We start from the raw sequence: 15,958 nt of genomic DNA on the forward strand, positions 1-15,958 counted from the left end.
TTAGCCCTCAACTTTGTTCATGTGAACATCCATTTGTGGGAATGGGATTTCGATACCTTCTTTATCCAAGCCTTCTTTGATCGCTTGCATTAGGTCGAAATACACTCCCCAGTACTCTTCTGTTTTAACCCATGGGCGAACCACAAAGTTAACTGAAGAGTCAGCTAGCGTGTGAACACCAACTTGAACACCAGGTTCTTTCAATACACGCTCGTCAGATTCACAGATCTTAGTCAAAAGCTCTTTGGTCTTTTGTAGATCTGCACCGTAAGAAACACCGATCATTAGGTCAATACGACGTGTCGCATGACGAGAGTAGTTAGTGATTGGGCTACCGATAACGCTGCCGTTTGGTACTACAACCATTTTGTTATCAGGCGTTGTTAGAACCGTTTGGAAGATTTGAATCGAGTCAACTGAACCTGCAACACCGCCAATTTCTACGTAATCACCAGATTTAAATGGACGGAATGCAACGATAAGTACACCTGCTGCAAAGTTCGATAGTGAGCCTTGTAGTGCAAGGCCAACAGCTAAACCAGCGGCACCAATTACCGCAACAACAGATGCAGTTTGAACACCAAGGCGACCAAGAGCTGCAATCAGAACGATAACAAACAACAAGTAACGAACTAAACCATGGATGAACTCAACAACCGCTCGGTCCATCTTCTTCTTCTGAAGAACCTTAGCCACACTGTTCGCTACTGCTTTAACGATTAGGTTACCAATGAATAGAATAATCAGTGCAGAAATAATGTTTACACCGTATTGAATAAACAAATCTGAGTTATCCGTTAACCACTGTTCTGCGTTTGAAAGACCATCCACAAGCGGGGTCTCAATCGCTGTAGAACTCTCAGCCATAATGTGCATCCTCTATGTAATATGCTATGAGCTAAACTGCCTTAAACCAAGTTTCAGCCGAATAGGCCTTGCTAACTTTATTCATATAAATCATAAGGTTAACGTAAAACTTGCTAAGTCCTTTTTACGAAACAGAGTATCTACCCCTGTTTTTCGGCACGATATCCTATCTTTGAAAGATTGCAAAGTCATGTTTATGTAAGCCTTTGAATAAAGGAAACTTACGCATAAGCACAAATACCGTTAACTCAATCCTAGGAAATTTATTCACCACACGCTAGGTTTTTCACATAAATAATACAACTTTTTATCAGACATAAAAAAACCCGCTCAATGAGCGGGTTTTTAAAACTTAGAGAGTACTTAATTCAAAGAATTATAGTACGTCTACAGCGTTAAGGTCAGCGAATGCTTTCTCAAGACGAGTAACCATAGAAGCTTGACCTGCACGTAGCCATACGCGTGGATCGTAGTACTTCTTGTTTGGTGCATCTTCACCAGTTGGGTTACCGATTTGACCTTGTAGGTAATCGCGGTTTTCCGCTTCGTATGCACGGATACCGTCCCATGTAGCCCACTGTGTATCAGTATCGATGTTCATTTTGATAACACCGTAGCCGATAGACTCTTGGATTTCTGCTTCAGTAGAACCAGAACCACCGTGGAATACGAAGTTTAGAGCGTTAGGTGCGATACCGAACTTCTCTGCACAGTATGCTTGAGAGTCACGTAGGATAGTTGGAGTTAGTACAACGTTACCTGGCTTGTAAACGCCGTGTACGTTACCGAAAGATGCTGCGATAGTGAAACGGTGTGAAACAGCGTTTAGTTTCTCGTAAGCGTAAGCAACGTCTTCTGGAGAAGTGTATAGCTCAGAAGCGTCCATGTGAGAGTTATCGACACCGTCTTCTTCACCACCAGTACAACCAAGTTCGATCTCGATTGTCATGTTCATTTTAGCCATGCGCTCTAGGTACTTAGCACATGTTTCGATGTTCTCTTCTAGAGACTCTTCAGAAAGGTCTAGCATGTGAGAAGAGAATAGAGGCTTACCAGTTTGAGCGAAGAACTCTTCACCAGCGTCTAGTAGACCGTCGATCCATGGAAGTAGTTTCTTAGCAGCGTGGTCAGTGTGTAGAATAACTGGAACACCGTAAGCTTCAGCTACAGCGTGTACGTATTTAGCACCAGCTACAGCACCAAGGATTTGTGCACCTTGACCTTCAAGTTTAACGCCTTTACCTGCGAAGAATGCAGCGCCACCGTTAGAGAACTGAACAACTACTGGAGATTTAACTTTAGCAGCTGCTTCTAGTACTGCGTTTACAGAGTCAGTACCAACAACGTTTACAGCAGGAAGAGCAAATTTGTTTTCTTTTGCTACTTCAAATACTTTCTGTACGTCATCGCCAGAAATCACACCAGGTTTTACAAAATCGAAGATCTTAGACATGGAAATAGTCCTATTTATTCTATCGTTTTAAGATTAAAAAACTTAAGTTTAAAAACTTGCAATCGTTTGCTCACAACTTATGCCATTCTAGCAAAAAAGTGTGATATGCAGCAAACGTTAAAAGGCGAGATTCGCATCTCGCCTTTCTAAATCAATTATGCTTTAGCACGCTCTTCTAGCATTGCTACTGCAGGAAGTACTTTACCTTCAACGAACTCAAGGAAAGCGCCGCCGCCAGTAGAGATGTAAGAAACGTCAGCTTTGATACCGAACTTGTCGATAGCTGCTAGCGTGTCACCACCACCTGCTACAGAGAAACCTGCAGACTCAGCGATTGCTTTAGAAATACCAGCAGTACCCGCTTCGAAGTTCTTGAATTCGAATACGCCTACAGGGCCGTTCCAAAGGATAGTTTTTGCGTTGCCGATGATTTCAGCTAGAGCAGCAGTTGAATCTGGACCTAGGTCGAAGATCATGTCGTCGTCTGCAACTTCAGAAACGTGCTTGATTTCAGCTTCTGCGTTCTCGTCGAATGCTTTCGCACATGCAACGTCAGTTGCTACTGGAATAGCACACTCTTTCATTAGTTTTTGAGCGGTTTCAACTAGGTCTGCTTCGTATAGAGACTTACCTACGTTGTGACCTTCAGCAGCGATGAACGTGTTCGCGATACCACCACCAACAACAAGTTGGTCAGCAACTTTAGATAGAGACTCAAGAACAGTCAGTTTAGTAGAAACTTTAGAACCACCAACGATAGCAACTAGTGGACGCTCTGGGTTATCCATTGCTTTACCTAGCGCTTCTAGCTCAGCAGCAAGAAGAGGACCAGCACATGCTACAGGAGCGTGAGTACCAACACCGTGAGTAGATGCTTGTGCACGGTGAGCCGTACCGAATGCATCCATTACGAAGATGTCACATAGAGATGCGTATGCTTTAGATAGCTCTTCTTCGTTCTTCTTTTCGCCTTTGTTGAAACGAACGTTTTCTAGAACAACTAGTTCACCAGCGTTTAGCTCTAGGCCGTTTAGGTAGTCTTTAGCTAGTTTAACTTCGCAGTCTAGTGCGTCGTTTAGGTAGTTAACTACAGGAGCTAGAGAGAACTCTTCGTTGTACTCGCCTTCAGTAGGACGACCAAGGTGAGAAGTAACCATTACTTTTGCACCAGCTTCTAGACAAAGCTTGATAGTTGGTAGAGATGCTAGGATACGTGCATCTGAAGTTACTTTACCATCTTTTACTGGTACGTTTAGGTCAGCACGGATAAATACGCGTTTACCTGCAAGTTCCAGGTCAGTCATCTTGATCACAGACATGATTTGTCCTCTCAAATTTAAATAAAAATAAAGTTTGGAAACTCAGCAACCCTGCTAAGCCTATAAATTATTCAACTGGTAGTTCTTTAACTACTAGTAATATGTGGACTCTCGTCATTTATTTCAAGCTAAAAAATAAATAATCTGCACATTTGCTTCTAGGTCTTACTTCTTGCCTTCAGAAGCTTGCATTGCAAGAACCGTATCTAGCATTCGGTTCGCAAAGCCCCATTCGTTATCACACCACACTAGCATTTTCACTAAGTGGCCATTGCTCACTCGAGTTTGTGAACCATCAACAATTGCGCTATGGGGATCGTGATTAAAGTCGATGGAAACAAGCGGCGCTTCAGTATAGTCAACTATATTGTGTAATGTACACTGGGATGCATTAACAATGGTTTGATTTACGTCATTAACTTTCACATTTGTATTAATTGTGACACTTAAATCCATCGCTGTTACGTTTACCGTCGGTACACGCACAGATATTGCTTCGAACTTGTTAGAAAATTTCGGGAAGATTCTTTCAATACCTTTATGCAATTTGGTATCGACAGGAATAATGGATTGGCTTGCAGCACGAGTGCGGCGAAGATCGCTGTGGTAAGCATCAATAACTTGCTGATCATTCATTGAAGAGTGAATGGTCGTGATAGTGCCTGACTCGATGCCAAAGGCTTCATCAAGAACCTTAATGATAGGAACGATGCAGTTGGTGGTGCATGAACCGTTAGAAACAATTCTGTGGTCGGCTTCGATAGTATCGTGATTCACACCGTAGATAATGGTGTTATCTAAGTCGTTAGCACCCGGGTGTGAAAACAGCACCTTTTTAGCGCCAGCCGCAATGTGTGCAAGGCCGTCTGCTCGGCAACCATAAACACCGGTACAATCAAGAACGATGTCCACTTCTAGGTCGCGCCAAGGCAACAACTCGATATCAGCAAGGTGTAAAATACGAATCGTATCGAAGTCACCTTTGTCTTCCGCACCGAGGCCATGATGGACATAGATGTGTTCTTGGTCGTTAGAGATCTTCTTACCGAAGCGACCGTGACTGGTATCGTACTGTAATAGGTGAGCCATAGCGTCAGGCTGAGCCAGCTCATTGACAGCTACTACTTTGATTTGTTGGCTTTTGCCACTTTCATAAACAGCACGTAATACATTACGCCCTATTCGTCCAAATCCGTTTATCGCGACTTTTAGCATAGTTCCGTACATCTAACCAAAATTTCGTGCAACAGATAATAACTGAATCCTACCCAAAAGGCATTAGTTGAGTGACCTAACTCGACAAAAGCAATATATAAGCATTGAGAATCATTCCAGAACAATGTAGTTATTACAACAATGAGTTTTACCTAGTTCTACGGCTGTTTCTAACCCAATTTTCTCAACCAAAGGAAAAGGTTATGTCTGGATACCCAGCGACTCATTTTTGCAAGACATGTAATAAAGAAACACCACATAGTGAAATTCTTGTTCGCCAGACAAGCAGTTACGATACCGACAAAAGTTTACTCGGTAGAATTAAGCTTTTTGCTAACTCAATTATCAATGGCGGCCACTACTACAACATGGATCGGTACGTGACATGCAAAGTATGTGGTACTAAAGAGTTGGATAACTGGGGGAATGAATTCGAATAGCCTAAAGTTTGTATATCACTAAAAAAACCGAGCTCAACGCTCGGTTTTTTTTCTTTCATTACACTCTTAGCACAAGGCTAGCAATCGATGATTAAGCAAGAAGCTCTTTTGCTGTGTTTACTACGTTTTCAGTAGTGAAACCGAACATCTTGAATAGCTCACCTGCAGGTGCAGATTCACCGAACGTTGTCATACCGATGATCTTGCCACCGAAGCCAACGTACTTGTACCAGAAGTCAGCGATGCCAGCTTCGATAGCGATACGAGCAGTTACGTCCGATGGAAGTACAGATTCACGGTACTCAGCATCTTGCTTGTCGAATGCGTCAGTTGCAGGCATAGATACTACACGTACTTTCTTACCTTCAGCTGTCAGTTCAGCAGCAGCGTGAACCGCTAGCTCAACTTCAGAACCTGTAGCGATAAGGATAAGCTCAGGCTTACCTTCACAATCTTTCAGGATGTAACCACCCTTCGCGATGTTAGCTACTTGCTCTTCGCTACGCTCTTGCTGTGCAAGGTTTTGACGAGAGAAGATTAGAGACGTTGGACCGTCTTTACGTTCGATAGCCAGTTTCCAAGCGACTGCAGACTCAACTTGGTCACATGGACGCCATGTGCTCATGTTTGGAGTTAGACGTAGAGAAGCCATTTGCTCAACTGGTTGGTGAGTTGGGCCATCTTCGCCAAGACCGATAGAGTCATGCGTGTAAACTTGGATATTCTGAACTTTCATCAGTGCAGCCATACGCATTGCGTTACGAGCGTATTCCATGAACATTAGGAAAGTAGCGCCGTATGGTACGAAACCACCGTGCAGAGCGATACCGTTCATAATAGCCGTCATACCGAATTCACGTACACCGTAGTGGATGTAGTTACCAGAGAAGTCATTTGCTTCTAGAGACTTAGAACCAGACCACATAGTTAGGTTAGAAGGTGCTAGGTCAGCAGAGCCGCCCATGAATTCTGGAAGCATTTGACCGAACGCTTCTAGAGCATTTTGAGATGCTTTACGTGAAGCGATGTTTGCAGGGTTAGCTTGAAGGTCAGCAATGATTTGGTTGGCTTTCTCTTCCCACTGTGCTGGAAGTTCGCCGTTAGTACGACGTTTGAATTCTGCTGCTAGCTCAGGGTAAGCCGCTGCGTATGCGTCAAACTTCGCGTTCCATGCCGCTTCTTTTGCTGCGCCCGCTTCTTTCGCATTCCACTCAGCAGCGATATCTGCAGGGATCTCGAAAGGACCGTGTTCCCAACCAAGCGCCGCTTTAGTTGCTGTAATTTCATCAGCACCTAGTGGAGCACCGTGGCAGTCGTGTGTACCCGCTTTATTTGGAGAACCAAAACCGATGATAGTTTTAGTACAGATAAGCGTTGGACGGGGGTCAGCTTTAGCCGCTTCGATAGCTGCGTTGATTGCTTCAGGATCGTGACCGTCTACTGCTGGAATTACGTGCCAGCCGTATGCTTCAAAACGCTTAGGTGTATCGTCAGAGAACCAACCTTCCACTTCGCCATCGATAGAGATACCGTTGTCATCCCAGAAAGCAACCAGCTTACCAAGACCTAGCGTACCTGCTAGCGAACATGCTTCGTGAGAGATACCTTCCATCAGACAGCCATCACCCATGAATGCATAAGTGTAGTGGTCTACGATGTTGTGGCCTTCTTTGTTGAACTGTGCTGCCAGTGCTTTCTCTGCCATTGCCATACCAACAGCGTTAGTGATGCCTTGACCTAGAGGACCAGTCGTTGTCTCGATACCAGGAGCGTAACCGTACTCTGGGTGACCTGGAGTCTTAGAGTGCAGTTGACGGAAGTTTTTCAGGTCTTCAATTGAAAGCTCGTAGCCTGCAAGGTGAAGCAGAGAGTAAATCAACATCGAACCATGGCCGTTAGACAGGATAAAACGGTCGCGGTCAGCCCACTCTGGGTTTGCTGGGTTGTGGTTCAAGTGGCCACGCCAAAGAACTTCAGCGATGTCAGCCATACCCATAGGTGCGCCTGGGTGGCCTGAATTTGCTTGTTGAACACCGTCCATGCTAAGTGCGCGGATTGCATTGGCTAGATCTTTACGAGAAGGCATGTCTGCTCCTGGATACATAAGCGATTTAAAAAAGAGATAGTGCTAAAGTTTTCATTTTTATTAGCGCGGGTATTCTCTCAAACGACTATAGCGACTGCAAACGTTTTACTGGCATTTTAGCGGTCATTTTTCGCAGTTTTCGAACATTTACATCACTTAGCAATGGCTTATCTCGACCAGTACGCAAACGTTTAGTTATGACATATCATAAAAAAGAGCTTGTAATTCGACCGCTGGAATTTAGAATAGACGTCTAGATGTAGAAACACCTACAAAATATACTGTATTTAATGGCGGCGCTCCCTAGCTTGCGACGCCATGAACTATTTACACCAAAAACTAAAAGTGGAGCTCTCATGGCTAAGCACCTATTCACTTCTGAATCTGTTTCAGAAGGTCATCCAGATAAAATTGCAGACCAAATCTCTGATGCTGTTCTTGATGCCATCTTAGAACAAGATCCAAAAGCACGTGTTGCTTGTGAGACTTACGTAAAAACAGGCATGGTTATGGTTGGCGGTGAAGTAACAACTTCTGCATGGGTTGATATCGAAGAGATCACTCGTGAGACAGTTCGTGAAATTGGTTACGTTCATTCTGATATGGGCTTTGACGCTGATTCTTGTGCAGTTCTAAACACAATTGGTAAGCAATCTCCAGACATCAACCAAGGTGTTGATAAAGCAGACCCTAAAGAGCAAGGCGCAGGCGACCAAGGCATCATGTTTGGTTACGCGACTAACGAAACTGAAATCCTAATGCCAGCTCCAATCACTTACTCTCACCTTCTTGTTAAAAAGCAAGCTGAAGTACGTAAAAGCGGCAAGCTAGACTTCCTTCGCCCAGATGCGAAATCTCAAGTTACTTTCCAATACGACCAAGGCAAGATCGTTGGTATCGATGCAGTTGTTCTTTCTACTCAGCACTGTGATTCAGTAACAACACCTGACCTACGTGAAGCGGTAATGGAAGAGATCATCAAGCCAGTACTACCTTCAGAGTGGATCAACAAAGACACTAACTTCTTCATCAACCCAACAGGCCGTTTCGTAATCGGTGGCCCAATGGGTGACTGTGGTCTAACAGGTCGTAAGATCATTGTTGATACCTACGGCGGCGCAGCTCGTCACGGTGGCGGTGCATTCTCTGGTAAAGATCCATCAAAAGTTGACCGTTCTGCAGCTTACGCAGCACGTTACGTTGCGAAAAACATTGTTGCTGCTGGCATGGCTGACCGTTGTGAGATTCAACTGTCTTACGCTATCGGTGTTGCAGATCCAACATCTATCATGGTTGAAACGTTCGGTACTGAGAAAGTAGCGCACGAAATCATCATTGAAGCGGTTCGTCAAAACTTCGACCTACGTCCATACGGTCTTCAAGAGATGCTGAACCTTCTTCAGCCTATCTACAAGCAGACTGCAGCATACGGCCACTTCGGCCGTGAAGAGTTCCCTTGGGAAGCGACTGACAAAGCTGCAATCCTTGCGGACTTCGCTGGCCTAAAATAATTTAGCCGCGGCAACGATTATCTTTAAAGCCCTTACTTATTAGTAAGGGCTTTATTTTTATAGACTTAACGAAAATTCACTCACTTCTCCAGACATCGACTCCCTCCTTTACCGTTAACCACTTAGTATAAAAAGCCACGGATAATTTGTGTTTTCTAGTACTACTGACAATAGTTAAGGTAACTCCTAGGCGATCAAGCTCACATTTAACTTACAGAGATTCAGTCTGATAACGCTCGTTAGATGCACGCTAGAACAATAACTGGGATGACAAGAGCACGTTAGCTCAACACCATAAAGTTCATGCTCGACACCTCTGAACTCTATGGCCTTATAACTAGGACGTTATTTAACTAGGGGGATCTATGCCTCGTACTGCGCACCCATCCGAACTGAACGAAAAGAAACACAAGGTCAGCGACCAAGATTACGCTCGAACCATTCCTTGCAACCAAATCAGTATCTCAGCACCTTTTCATTGGTTGTCGCTTGCTCTGCATGACTTAGTAAGAATGCCGCTTATCAGTGCATTCTACGGCTTATGCTTTATGGCTGCGGCAATCGCCATCGTACAACTTGTCCAATGGCAAGGAACACATCTCGTTGTGATGCCAAGCTTAATCGTATACATGCTGATAGGACCATTTTTAGCTCTAGGCTTATACGACGCAAGCTGGGAGAGAGAGAAAGGACACAACGCTAGCCTATTCCATTCAATGAAAGCCATCACTCGCAACTCAACTCACCAGTGGGCCTTTGCGATTATCTTGATGGTCGCAATGATATTCTGGATGCGAATAGCTGCACTACTACATGCACTTTACCCTTCTGTTCAAGGTGCTCCGTTAACAGAATTCGCTCCGTTCTTGATCACCGGTTCGATCGTCGGATTCGTGATTGCTAGCCTTATTTTTAGTATCTCTGCTTTCTCTATCCCATTAATGATGGAGCGACGCGTTGATGTGATGAGTGCAATCTTCACCAGCTTCAATGCGGTGAAATCAAATATCCCTGCGATGGTCGTATGGGCGAGCATCATCTGCGCCGGCATTTTGGTCGGCTTTGCCACCTACGGCATCGGTATGATCGTCACCATGCCTCTGCTTGGCTACGGTACATGGCATGCTTATCACGAGATCATCAAGAAAAAACATCACGTCTAAATAGTCGCCAGACTAACGAGCAATGTTATGATGAGACCTCAGCTACAGTGCTGAGGTCTTTTTTTGGAGTTAACAAAGTTTGTCTTACACCCCGCAGCAGCACAGAGCAAATAAGAAACTGGCCGAATGTCTAGCTATCGCCAACCAGCATTTCTCTCGTGAATTCCCTTCCCCAACGATCACTTACAAGCTAAGAGGCAAAGCAGCGGGAAAGGCCTACCTTCAACTCAATGAGATTAAACTCAACCCAGTTCTATTCACTGAGAACGAAGATGCCTTCATCAATGAGGTGGTGCCCCATGAGCTCGCACACCTGATCACGCACCAAGTGTTTGGGCGAGTGAGACCTCATGGAAATGAATGGAAATACGTAATGGAAAAGGTATTCAACGTACCAGCTAAAACGACTCATAGCTTTGAGATTTCCTCTGTGCAAGGAAAGACCTTTGAGTATCGCTGTGCCTGCACGGTTTATCCACTTTCCATCAGGCGTCACAACAAGGTGTTACGCAACCAATCAAGCTACCGCTGCCAACAGTGTAATCAAACCTTATCCTTCACAGGCACGCAACTCAGCTAGTGTGCTCACTCGCGTCGACTCTATTTTATAGCACTCCCCTTCCCCCAATTTAGAAAACTGCACTCATTGGAGTTAGTGATAGAAATGTAATGGAGAAATCCATCCCTTGAGTGCTAGACTGATGTTTGTCATACTTTTATCAGTCTTTTTCTATGCAAAAAATCACTCCCAAAGCATTTAGCCTATCGGTGTCTTTTTACTTAACGATAGTATTTGGCCTACTGGTAACCCAAAGCGTTTCTGCCGCTCCGCCCAGTTCATTTTCCAAAGCCAAAAAAGAAGCGGTGAAGATTTACCTTGATAATCCAACATCATTTTATTGTGGCTGTGACATAACATGGAAAGACAAAAAGAAAGGCATTCCAGACCTCGATGGCTGTGGCTATCAAGTACGAAAGCAGCAAAAACGTGCCAGTCGAATTGAATGGGAGCACGTGGTTCCCGCTTGGCAATTCGGCCACCAGCGTCAATGCTGGCAAGATGGCGGGCGTAAAAACTGTACCCGCAATGATAAAGTATTCAAATCCATGGAAGCCGATCTTCACAACTTGACGCCGGCGATTGGTGAGGTTAACGGAGATCGCTCCAACTACAATTTCAGTCAGTGGAATAGTATGGATGGAGTAAGTTATGGTCAGTGTGAAATGCAGGTCAACTTCAAGCAACGTAAAGTAATGCCGCCAGACAGAGCGAAAGGTTCTATCGCACGAACTTATCTGTACATGAGCCAAGAGTACGGCTTTAAGCTATCGAAACAACAAACCAATCTGATGATGGCGTGGAATAAACAGTTCCCTGTCAATGAATGGGAATGTACTCGTGATGAGCGTATCTTTGCCATTCAAGGGAATCACAACCCTTTTGTTTACCAAGCTTGCAAATAACACTTATTGCATCACAGCAACATTCTACAGAGCAGTCTCACTCAAGAGTTTCAGAATTGCCCCTGAAACTCTTGTTCTACCCTTGTTTTTTCAACTAAAAGCATCCATGTTAGGCAGATACAAAATACCCTAATGACACTATTTATAGGTTTACCAGCATGAGAATCCCTCGTATCCATCACCCTGAACTCATTCACCAGTTAGGTTCACTCGCTTTAGGCGAAGATGCCGCGGGTCATGTTGGTCGTGTCCTTCGTATGAAAGAAGGTCAAGAAGTTCTTCTTTTTGATGGCAGCGGCGCTGAATTTCCGGCGACAATCACTGAGGTATCAAAGAAGAATGTCACTGTTGACGTGACTAAACGTATCGAGCGCAGCAGTGAATCTCCATTAGACTTACACTTAGGACAAGTTATCTCACGTGGTGACAAAATGGAGTTCACTATCCAAAAGTCGGTAGAGCTTGGTGTAAACACCATCACTCCTCTGATTTCAGAACGCTGTGGCGTTAAACTGGATGCTAAGCGCTTCGAGAAAAAGCTCGCCCAGTGGCAAAAAATTGCTATCGCAGCATGTGAACAGTGTGGTCGTAATACCGTTCCAGTGATTCGCCCAATCATGCAATTGGAAGAGTGGTGTAGCGAACCAAGTGAAGCATTAAAGCTGAACCTGCACCCTCGCGCAAAATACTCAATTAATACCCTTCCAGAACCTATCAGCAAGGTACGCCTATTGATCGGCCCTGAAGGTGGTTTGTCGGCTGAAGAAATCGGCATGACAGAACAATACAAATTTGAAGAGACGCTACTCGGCCCACGTGTACTTCGTACCGAAACAGCAGCTCTAACCGCAATTACTGCCTTACAAGTCCGTTTTGGCGATCTAGGCTAGGAGAAAAAAATGATCAAACTTGGCATCGTAATGGATCCAATTTCATCCATTAACATCAAAAAAGACTCTAGCTTTGCCATGATGCTTGAAGCTCAGCGTCGTGGTTACGAAGTCCATTACATGGAAATGAATGATCTACACTTAGATCAAGGCGTAGCGATTGCAGACACTAAAGTCGTTGAGCTCAAAGAAGATCCAAATGGCTGGTACGAGTTCAAGTCAGAGCAAACTATAGCGCTATCTGATTTAGATGCAGTTCTGATGCGTAAAGATCCTCCGTTTGATACTGAGTACATCTACGCAACCTACATTCTTGAGCGTGCTGAAGAAAATGGCGCACTTATCGTAAACAAACCACAAAGCCTACGTGACTGTAACGAGAAACTGTTCACAGCGTGGTTCCCGGAACTAACACCAACCACTATCGTGACTCGTAAAGCGGAGAAAATTAAAGAATTCCGTGAGAAGCATGGTGATGTGATCCTTAAGCCACTTGATGGTATGGGTGGCGCATCGATCTTCCGTGTGAAAGAAGGCGATCCAAACGTATCAGTTATTATCGAGACACTGACTAACCATGGCCAAAACTACGCGATGGCACAAACTTTTGTTCCCGACATCAGCAATGGTGACAAGCGTATTCTTGTAGTTGATGGCGAACCAATGCCTTACTGTCTAGCTCGTATTCCAGCTAAAGGCGAAACTCGAGGTAACCTTGCAGCTGGCGGTACTGGTGAAGCGCGTCCTCTAAGTGACACGGACTGGGCGATCGCAAGAGCCGTTGCTCCTGCACTAAAAGAAAAAGGTCTAATCTTCGTTGGTCTAGACGTTATCGGTGATAAGCTAACTGAAATCAACGTAACGAGCCCTACATGTATCCGCGAAATCGAAGCCGCTTTCGATATCTCGGTAACGGGCAAGTTAATGGATGCAATTGAGCGTCGCGTTAACGCAAAATAACCTAAGCTAAAAGAAAGCCCTAGCGCTTCACACATACGCTTAGGGATAGAATGAGCGGCTTTACGCCGCTCTTTTCCTTTATTGGTGGCACACAGGCAGGAGGCTCTATGAACCTAACGAACCACTTTTTGGTCGCTATGCCCGGGATGAAAGATCCGTATTTTCAAAACTCGGTAATCTACCTCTGTGAACACAACGAGGAAGGTGCGATGGGGTTAATAATTAACGCTCCCATCGATGTCACTGTCGGCAGTATGCTCAAACAAGTTGAGGTTGAATCTGAGCAACCAAAACCGAACCAAGCCAGCCTTGATAAGCCAGTATTAAATGGTGGGCCGGTTGCTGAAGACCGTGGGTTTATTCTTCATAAACCTAAGGGCAGCTATCAATCAAGCATCAGTATGACCGACCAAATCTCGGTAACGACCTCAAAAGATATTTTAATGGTGTTAGGCACTGAAGATGAGCCGATGCACTACTTGGTCGCTCTTGGCTATTCAGGTTGGGAACCCGGACAGCTGGAAACCGAGCTAACTGAAAACTCATGGTTAACCGTTGAAGCCGACCCTAAAGTCATCTTCGATACGCCAATCTCAGATCGCTGGAAAGTCGCAGTACAAATGTTAGGTATCAACGCCGCGCAGCTTTCGTCTGATGCTGGTCACGCCTAGCCTCATAGCAGAAACACTCAAACACAGATAAATTTGGAAGCCCCATGTCACGAACAATTATGGCATTTGATTACGGTACAAAAAGTATCGGCAGTGCGATTGGACAAGAAATCACTGGCACAGCTAGTCCTTTAAAAGCGTTTAAAGCTAAAGACGGTATCCCGAACTGGGACGACATCGAAAAACAGATTAAAGAGTGGCAACCAAATCTTATCGTCGTCGGGCTACCTACCGATCTTCACGGTCGTGATCTAGAAACCATCACACCTAGAGCAAAGAAGTTTGCTAACCGCTTAAAAGGTCGTTTTGGTGTTGATGTTGAGCTGCATGATGAAAGATTATCGACTGCAGAAGCAAGAGCCGACCTCTTTGACATGGGTGGCTACAAAGCATTAAGTAAAGGCAATGTCGATAACCAGTCCGCAGTTGTCATTCTCGAAAGCTGGTTTGAAGCACAATATTCTTAACGAAAATTAAGTGAGTAAAAAGCAACCTAATTTGTGATCCCACACGAATTTCGCGCCGAAAAGACGATGCTATTCATCAATAGGTAAGTGGGAGTTCACATGAAAATTTTTCTAGCAATCTTCGCCGCTCTAACCATTTCAGCGTGCAGCTCAACAGGGTCTAGTAGCGCTGGCTATATGAATGATGGCAAAACTAATTCAGGATTCAACAGTGGCAAGATGTATTACGACGACAGTCGAAGAAGTCATGGTTCGCTAAATAGCAATTAAGCTAACAGTTTTAAGCCCGAGCTCTTAACCATAGGAGCTCGGGCTTTCTTATTTTTGTATCTACCCCATATCAATCTTCACGCCGGATAAAGCTCCACTACCGTAATCACCATCACCTCGTCTGGTTTTAAGCATTAAGCGTAAGTCATTAGCCGAATCGGCGCTGTGAAACGCATCTTCTTCGCTAATCTTTCCTGCGACGACCAAATCATACAAAGCTTGGTCAAAAGTCTGCATACCGACTTCTTTCGATTTTGCCATCGTTGCTTTTAACTCATGCAACTCACCACGACGTATCAAATCAGACACACGTGGGCTGTTGAGTAGAATCTCAAACACACCATGACGCCCACTGCCATTTTTATCTCTGATTAACTGCTGAGCAACCACACCACGCAGGTTCATCGATAAATCAAACAAGAACTGTTCTTTCTGCTCTTTCGGCACCAAGTGGAGAATGCGCTCTAGCGCTTGGTTGGCATTATTCGCGTGCAAAGTTGCCATACACAGGTGACCCGTCTCAGCAAAGGTCATCGCATATTCCATGGTTTCACGGCTACGAATTTCACCAATCAGAATCATATCTGGCGCTTGGCGTAACGAGTTCTTAAGTGCGACTTCATAGCTCTCAGTATCAAGCCCTACTTCGCGCTGAGTCACGATACATTTCTTGTGTTCGTGAACAAATTCAATCGGATCTTCAACCGTCAAGATATGCCCAGAGCGATTGGTATTGCGATAGCCTGTCATTGCGGCCATTGAGGTTGACTTACCTGAGCCTGTAGCCCCAACCACCAGCACAAGTCCACGCTTAGCGATAGACAAGTCCTGTAGTACATCAGGAAGCTTCAATTGTTCAAAGGTCGGGATGTTGGTCTCGATGCGTCGAATTACCGCACCAGGTAGTTCTCGCTGAAAGAACGCACTAACACGAAAACGACCAAAATCGCGCACAATCGCAAAGTTAGCCTCGCGTGTTTGCTGATATTCATCACGTCGTTCTTGATCCATCATCGCATCAAGTAATTGAGCGACCTGAGCTGAATTCAGCTTCTCGCCTTGCGGTCGCAGCTCACCATCGACACGGAACAAGACGGGCGCATCAACCGTGATGTAAAGATCGGACGCTTTTTGAGAAAGCATTCCCTCAAGGATTTGATTCAATTCCATTATGTGCACCTT

Annotated in this window: 16 protein-coding genes; 10 read left to right on the forward strand and 6 right to left on the reverse strand. The window is 44.8% G+C overall.

The window, feature by feature from the left end:
• From mscS to epd, 4 genes are all read right to left on the reverse strand, one after another.
• Nucleotides 1–867: a small-conductance mechanosensitive channel MscS gene (mscS, locus tag BTO10_RS19615; RefSeq protein WP_004738998.1), complete on the reverse strand. Its 867-nt coding sequence runs from the start codon at nt 865–867 to the stop codon at nt 1–3.
• 376 nt (nt 868–1,243) lie between these two features.
• The gene (gene fbaA, locus BTO10_RS19620) at nt 1,244–2,320 is read right to left on the reverse strand and encodes a class II fructose-bisphosphate aldolase (protein WP_004738996.1); all 1,077 of its coding nucleotides are present in this window, start codon (nt 2,318–2,320) and stop codon (nt 1,244–1,246) included.
• 155 nt (nt 2,321–2,475) lie between these two features.
• Nucleotides 2,476–3,639 (reverse strand): phosphoglycerate kinase, encoded by a 1,164-nt coding sequence (locus BTO10_RS19625; protein WP_063524064.1) that lies wholly within the window; start codon nt 3,637–3,639, stop codon nt 2,476–2,478.
• A 165-nt stretch (nt 3,640–3,804) separates the two neighbouring features.
• The gene (epd, locus tag BTO10_RS19630) at nt 3,805–4,854 is read right to left on the reverse strand and encodes an erythrose-4-phosphate dehydrogenase (protein WP_105025625.1); all 1,050 of its coding nucleotides are present in this window, start codon (nt 4,852–4,854) and stop codon (nt 3,805–3,807) included.
• A 203-nt stretch (nt 4,855–5,057) separates the two neighbouring features.
• Between epd and BTO10_RS19635 the strand changes: the two genes are divergently transcribed.
• Nucleotides 5,058–5,294 (forward strand): hypothetical protein, encoded by a 237-nt coding sequence (locus BTO10_RS19635; RefSeq protein ID WP_105025564.1) that lies wholly within the window; start codon nt 5,058–5,060, stop codon nt 5,292–5,294.
• 91 nt (nt 5,295–5,385) lie between these two features.
• On the opposite strand, the gene tkt is transcribed toward BTO10_RS19635, so the two are convergent.
• On the reverse strand, nt 5,386–7,380 hold the full coding sequence (tkt, locus tag BTO10_RS19640) for a transketolase (protein WP_105025565.1): 1,995 nt from the start codon (nt 7,378–7,380) through the stop codon (nt 5,386–5,388).
• 356 nt (nt 7,381–7,736) lie between these two features.
• On the opposite strand from tkt, the gene metK reads away from it, so the two are divergent.
• From metK to BTO10_RS23550, 9 genes are all read left to right on the forward strand, one after another.
• Nucleotides 7,737–8,891 (forward strand): methionine adenosyltransferase, encoded by a 1,155-nt coding sequence (metK, locus tag BTO10_RS19645; protein WP_004738986.1) that lies wholly within the window; start codon nt 7,737–7,739, stop codon nt 8,889–8,891.
• Between the two features lie 365 nt (nt 8,892–9,256).
• The gene (locus BTO10_RS19650; protein WP_105025566.1) at nt 9,257–10,054 is read left to right on the forward strand and encodes a DUF2189 domain-containing protein; all 798 of its coding nucleotides are present in this window, start codon (nt 9,257–9,259) and stop codon (nt 10,052–10,054) included.
• Nucleotides 10,055–10,133: 79 nt separating this feature from the next.
• Nucleotides 10,134–10,634: a SprT family zinc-dependent metalloprotease gene (locus tag BTO10_RS19655; RefSeq protein WP_105025567.1), complete on the forward strand. Its 501-nt coding sequence runs from the start codon at nt 10,134–10,136 to the stop codon at nt 10,632–10,634.
• Between the two features lie 152 nt (nt 10,635–10,786).
• Nucleotides 10,787–11,518, forward strand: a complete 732-nt coding sequence (locus tag BTO10_RS19660) for an endonuclease (protein ID WP_105025626.1) — start codon at nt 10,787–10,789, stop codon at nt 11,516–11,518.
• Between the two features lie 158 nt (nt 11,519–11,676).
• The gene (rsmE, locus tag BTO10_RS19665; RefSeq protein ID WP_004738979.1) at nt 11,677–12,408 is read left to right on the forward strand and encodes a 16S rRNA (uracil(1498)-N(3))-methyltransferase; all 732 of its coding nucleotides are present in this window, start codon (nt 11,677–11,679) and stop codon (nt 12,406–12,408) included.
• 9 nt (nt 12,409–12,417) lie between these two features.
• Nucleotides 12,418–13,368 carry a glutathione synthase gene (gene gshB / locus BTO10_RS19670; RefSeq protein WP_004738977.1) on the forward strand — a complete coding sequence of 317 codons (951 nt, stop codon included), beginning with the start codon at nt 12,418–12,420 and terminating at the stop codon, nt 13,366–13,368.
• Nucleotides 13,369–13,475: 107 nt separating this feature from the next.
• The gene (locus BTO10_RS19675; protein ID WP_004738975.1) at nt 13,476–14,039 is read left to right on the forward strand and encodes a YqgE/AlgH family protein; all 564 of its coding nucleotides are present in this window, start codon (nt 13,476–13,478) and stop codon (nt 14,037–14,039) included.
• Nucleotides 14,040–14,083: 44 nt separating this feature from the next.
• Complete coding sequence (ruvX, locus tag BTO10_RS19680) at nt 14,084–14,506, forward strand: Holliday junction resolvase RuvX (RefSeq protein WP_004738973.1); 423 nt, start codon at nt 14,084–14,086, stop codon at nt 14,504–14,506.
• 99 nt (nt 14,507–14,605) lie between these two features.
• The gene (locus BTO10_RS23550; RefSeq protein WP_157999312.1) at nt 14,606–14,776 is read left to right on the forward strand and encodes a hypothetical protein; all 171 of its coding nucleotides are present in this window, start codon (nt 14,606–14,608) and stop codon (nt 14,774–14,776) included.
• 60 nt (nt 14,777–14,836) lie between these two features.
• On the opposite strand, the gene BTO10_RS19685 is transcribed toward BTO10_RS23550, so the two are convergent.
• Entirely contained in the window at nt 14,837–15,946 is a 1,110-nt protein-coding gene (locus BTO10_RS19685; RefSeq protein ID WP_004738972.1) for a PilT/PilU family type 4a pilus ATPase, read from the reverse strand.
• Nucleotides 15,947–15,958 lie beyond the last annotated feature (12 nt).

Source organism: Vibrio chagasii (assembly GCF_002954585.1).
Taxonomy (GTDB): domain Bacteria; phylum Pseudomonadota; class Gammaproteobacteria; order Enterobacterales; family Vibrionaceae; genus Vibrio; species Vibrio chagasii_A.

What these genes read in the sequence shown, in the direction of transcription:
- BTO10_RS19625 (WP_063524064.1), bottom strand. Translation starts at nt 3,639, where the DNA reads ATGTCTGTGATCAAGATGACTGACCTGGAACTTGCAGGTAAACGCGTA.
- ruvX (WP_004738973.1), top strand. Translation starts at nt 14,084, where the DNA reads ATGTCACGAACAATTATGGCATTTGATTACGGTACAAAAAGTATCGGC.
- tkt (WP_105025565.1), bottom strand. Translation starts at nt 7,380, where the DNA reads ATGCCTTCTCGTAAAGATCTAGCCAATGCAATCCGCGCACTTAGCATG.
- BTO10_RS19660 (WP_105025626.1), top strand. Translation starts at nt 10,787, where the DNA reads ATGCAAAAAATCACTCCCAAAGCATTTAGCCTATCGGTGTCTTTTTAC.
- fbaA (WP_004738996.1), bottom strand. Translation starts at nt 2,320, where the DNA reads ATGTCTAAGATCTTCGATTTTGTAAAACCTGGTGTGATTTCTGGCGAT.
- BTO10_RS23550 (WP_157999312.1), top strand. Translation starts at nt 14,606, where the DNA reads ATGAAAATTTTTCTAGCAATCTTCGCCGCTCTAACCATTTCAGCGTGC.
- BTO10_RS19685 (WP_004738972.1), bottom strand. Translation starts at nt 15,946, where the DNA reads ATGGAATTGAATCAAATCCTTGAGGGAATGCTTTCTCAAAAAGCGTCC.
- rsmE (WP_004738979.1), top strand. Translation starts at nt 11,677, where the DNA reads ATGAGAATCCCTCGTATCCATCACCCTGAACTCATTCACCAGTTAGGT.
- metK (WP_004738986.1), top strand. Translation starts at nt 7,737, where the DNA reads ATGGCTAAGCACCTATTCACTTCTGAATCTGTTTCAGAAGGTCATCCA.
- BTO10_RS19675 (WP_004738975.1), top strand. Translation starts at nt 13,476, where the DNA reads ATGAACCTAACGAACCACTTTTTGGTCGCTATGCCCGGGATGAAAGAT.
- BTO10_RS19650 (WP_105025566.1), top strand. Translation starts at nt 9,257, where the DNA reads ATGCCTCGTACTGCGCACCCATCCGAACTGAACGAAAAGAAACACAAG.
- mscS (WP_004738998.1), bottom strand. Translation starts at nt 867, where the DNA reads ATGGCTGAGAGTTCTACAGCGATTGAGACCCCGCTTGTGGATGGTCTT.
- gshB (WP_004738977.1), top strand. Translation starts at nt 12,418, where the DNA reads ATGATCAAACTTGGCATCGTAATGGATCCAATTTCATCCATTAACATC.
- BTO10_RS19635 (WP_105025564.1), top strand. Translation starts at nt 5,058, where the DNA reads ATGTCTGGATACCCAGCGACTCATTTTTGCAAGACATGTAATAAAGAA.
- epd (WP_105025625.1), bottom strand. Translation starts at nt 4,854, where the DNA reads ATGCTAAAAGTCGCGATAAACGGATTTGGACGAATAGGGCGTAATGTA.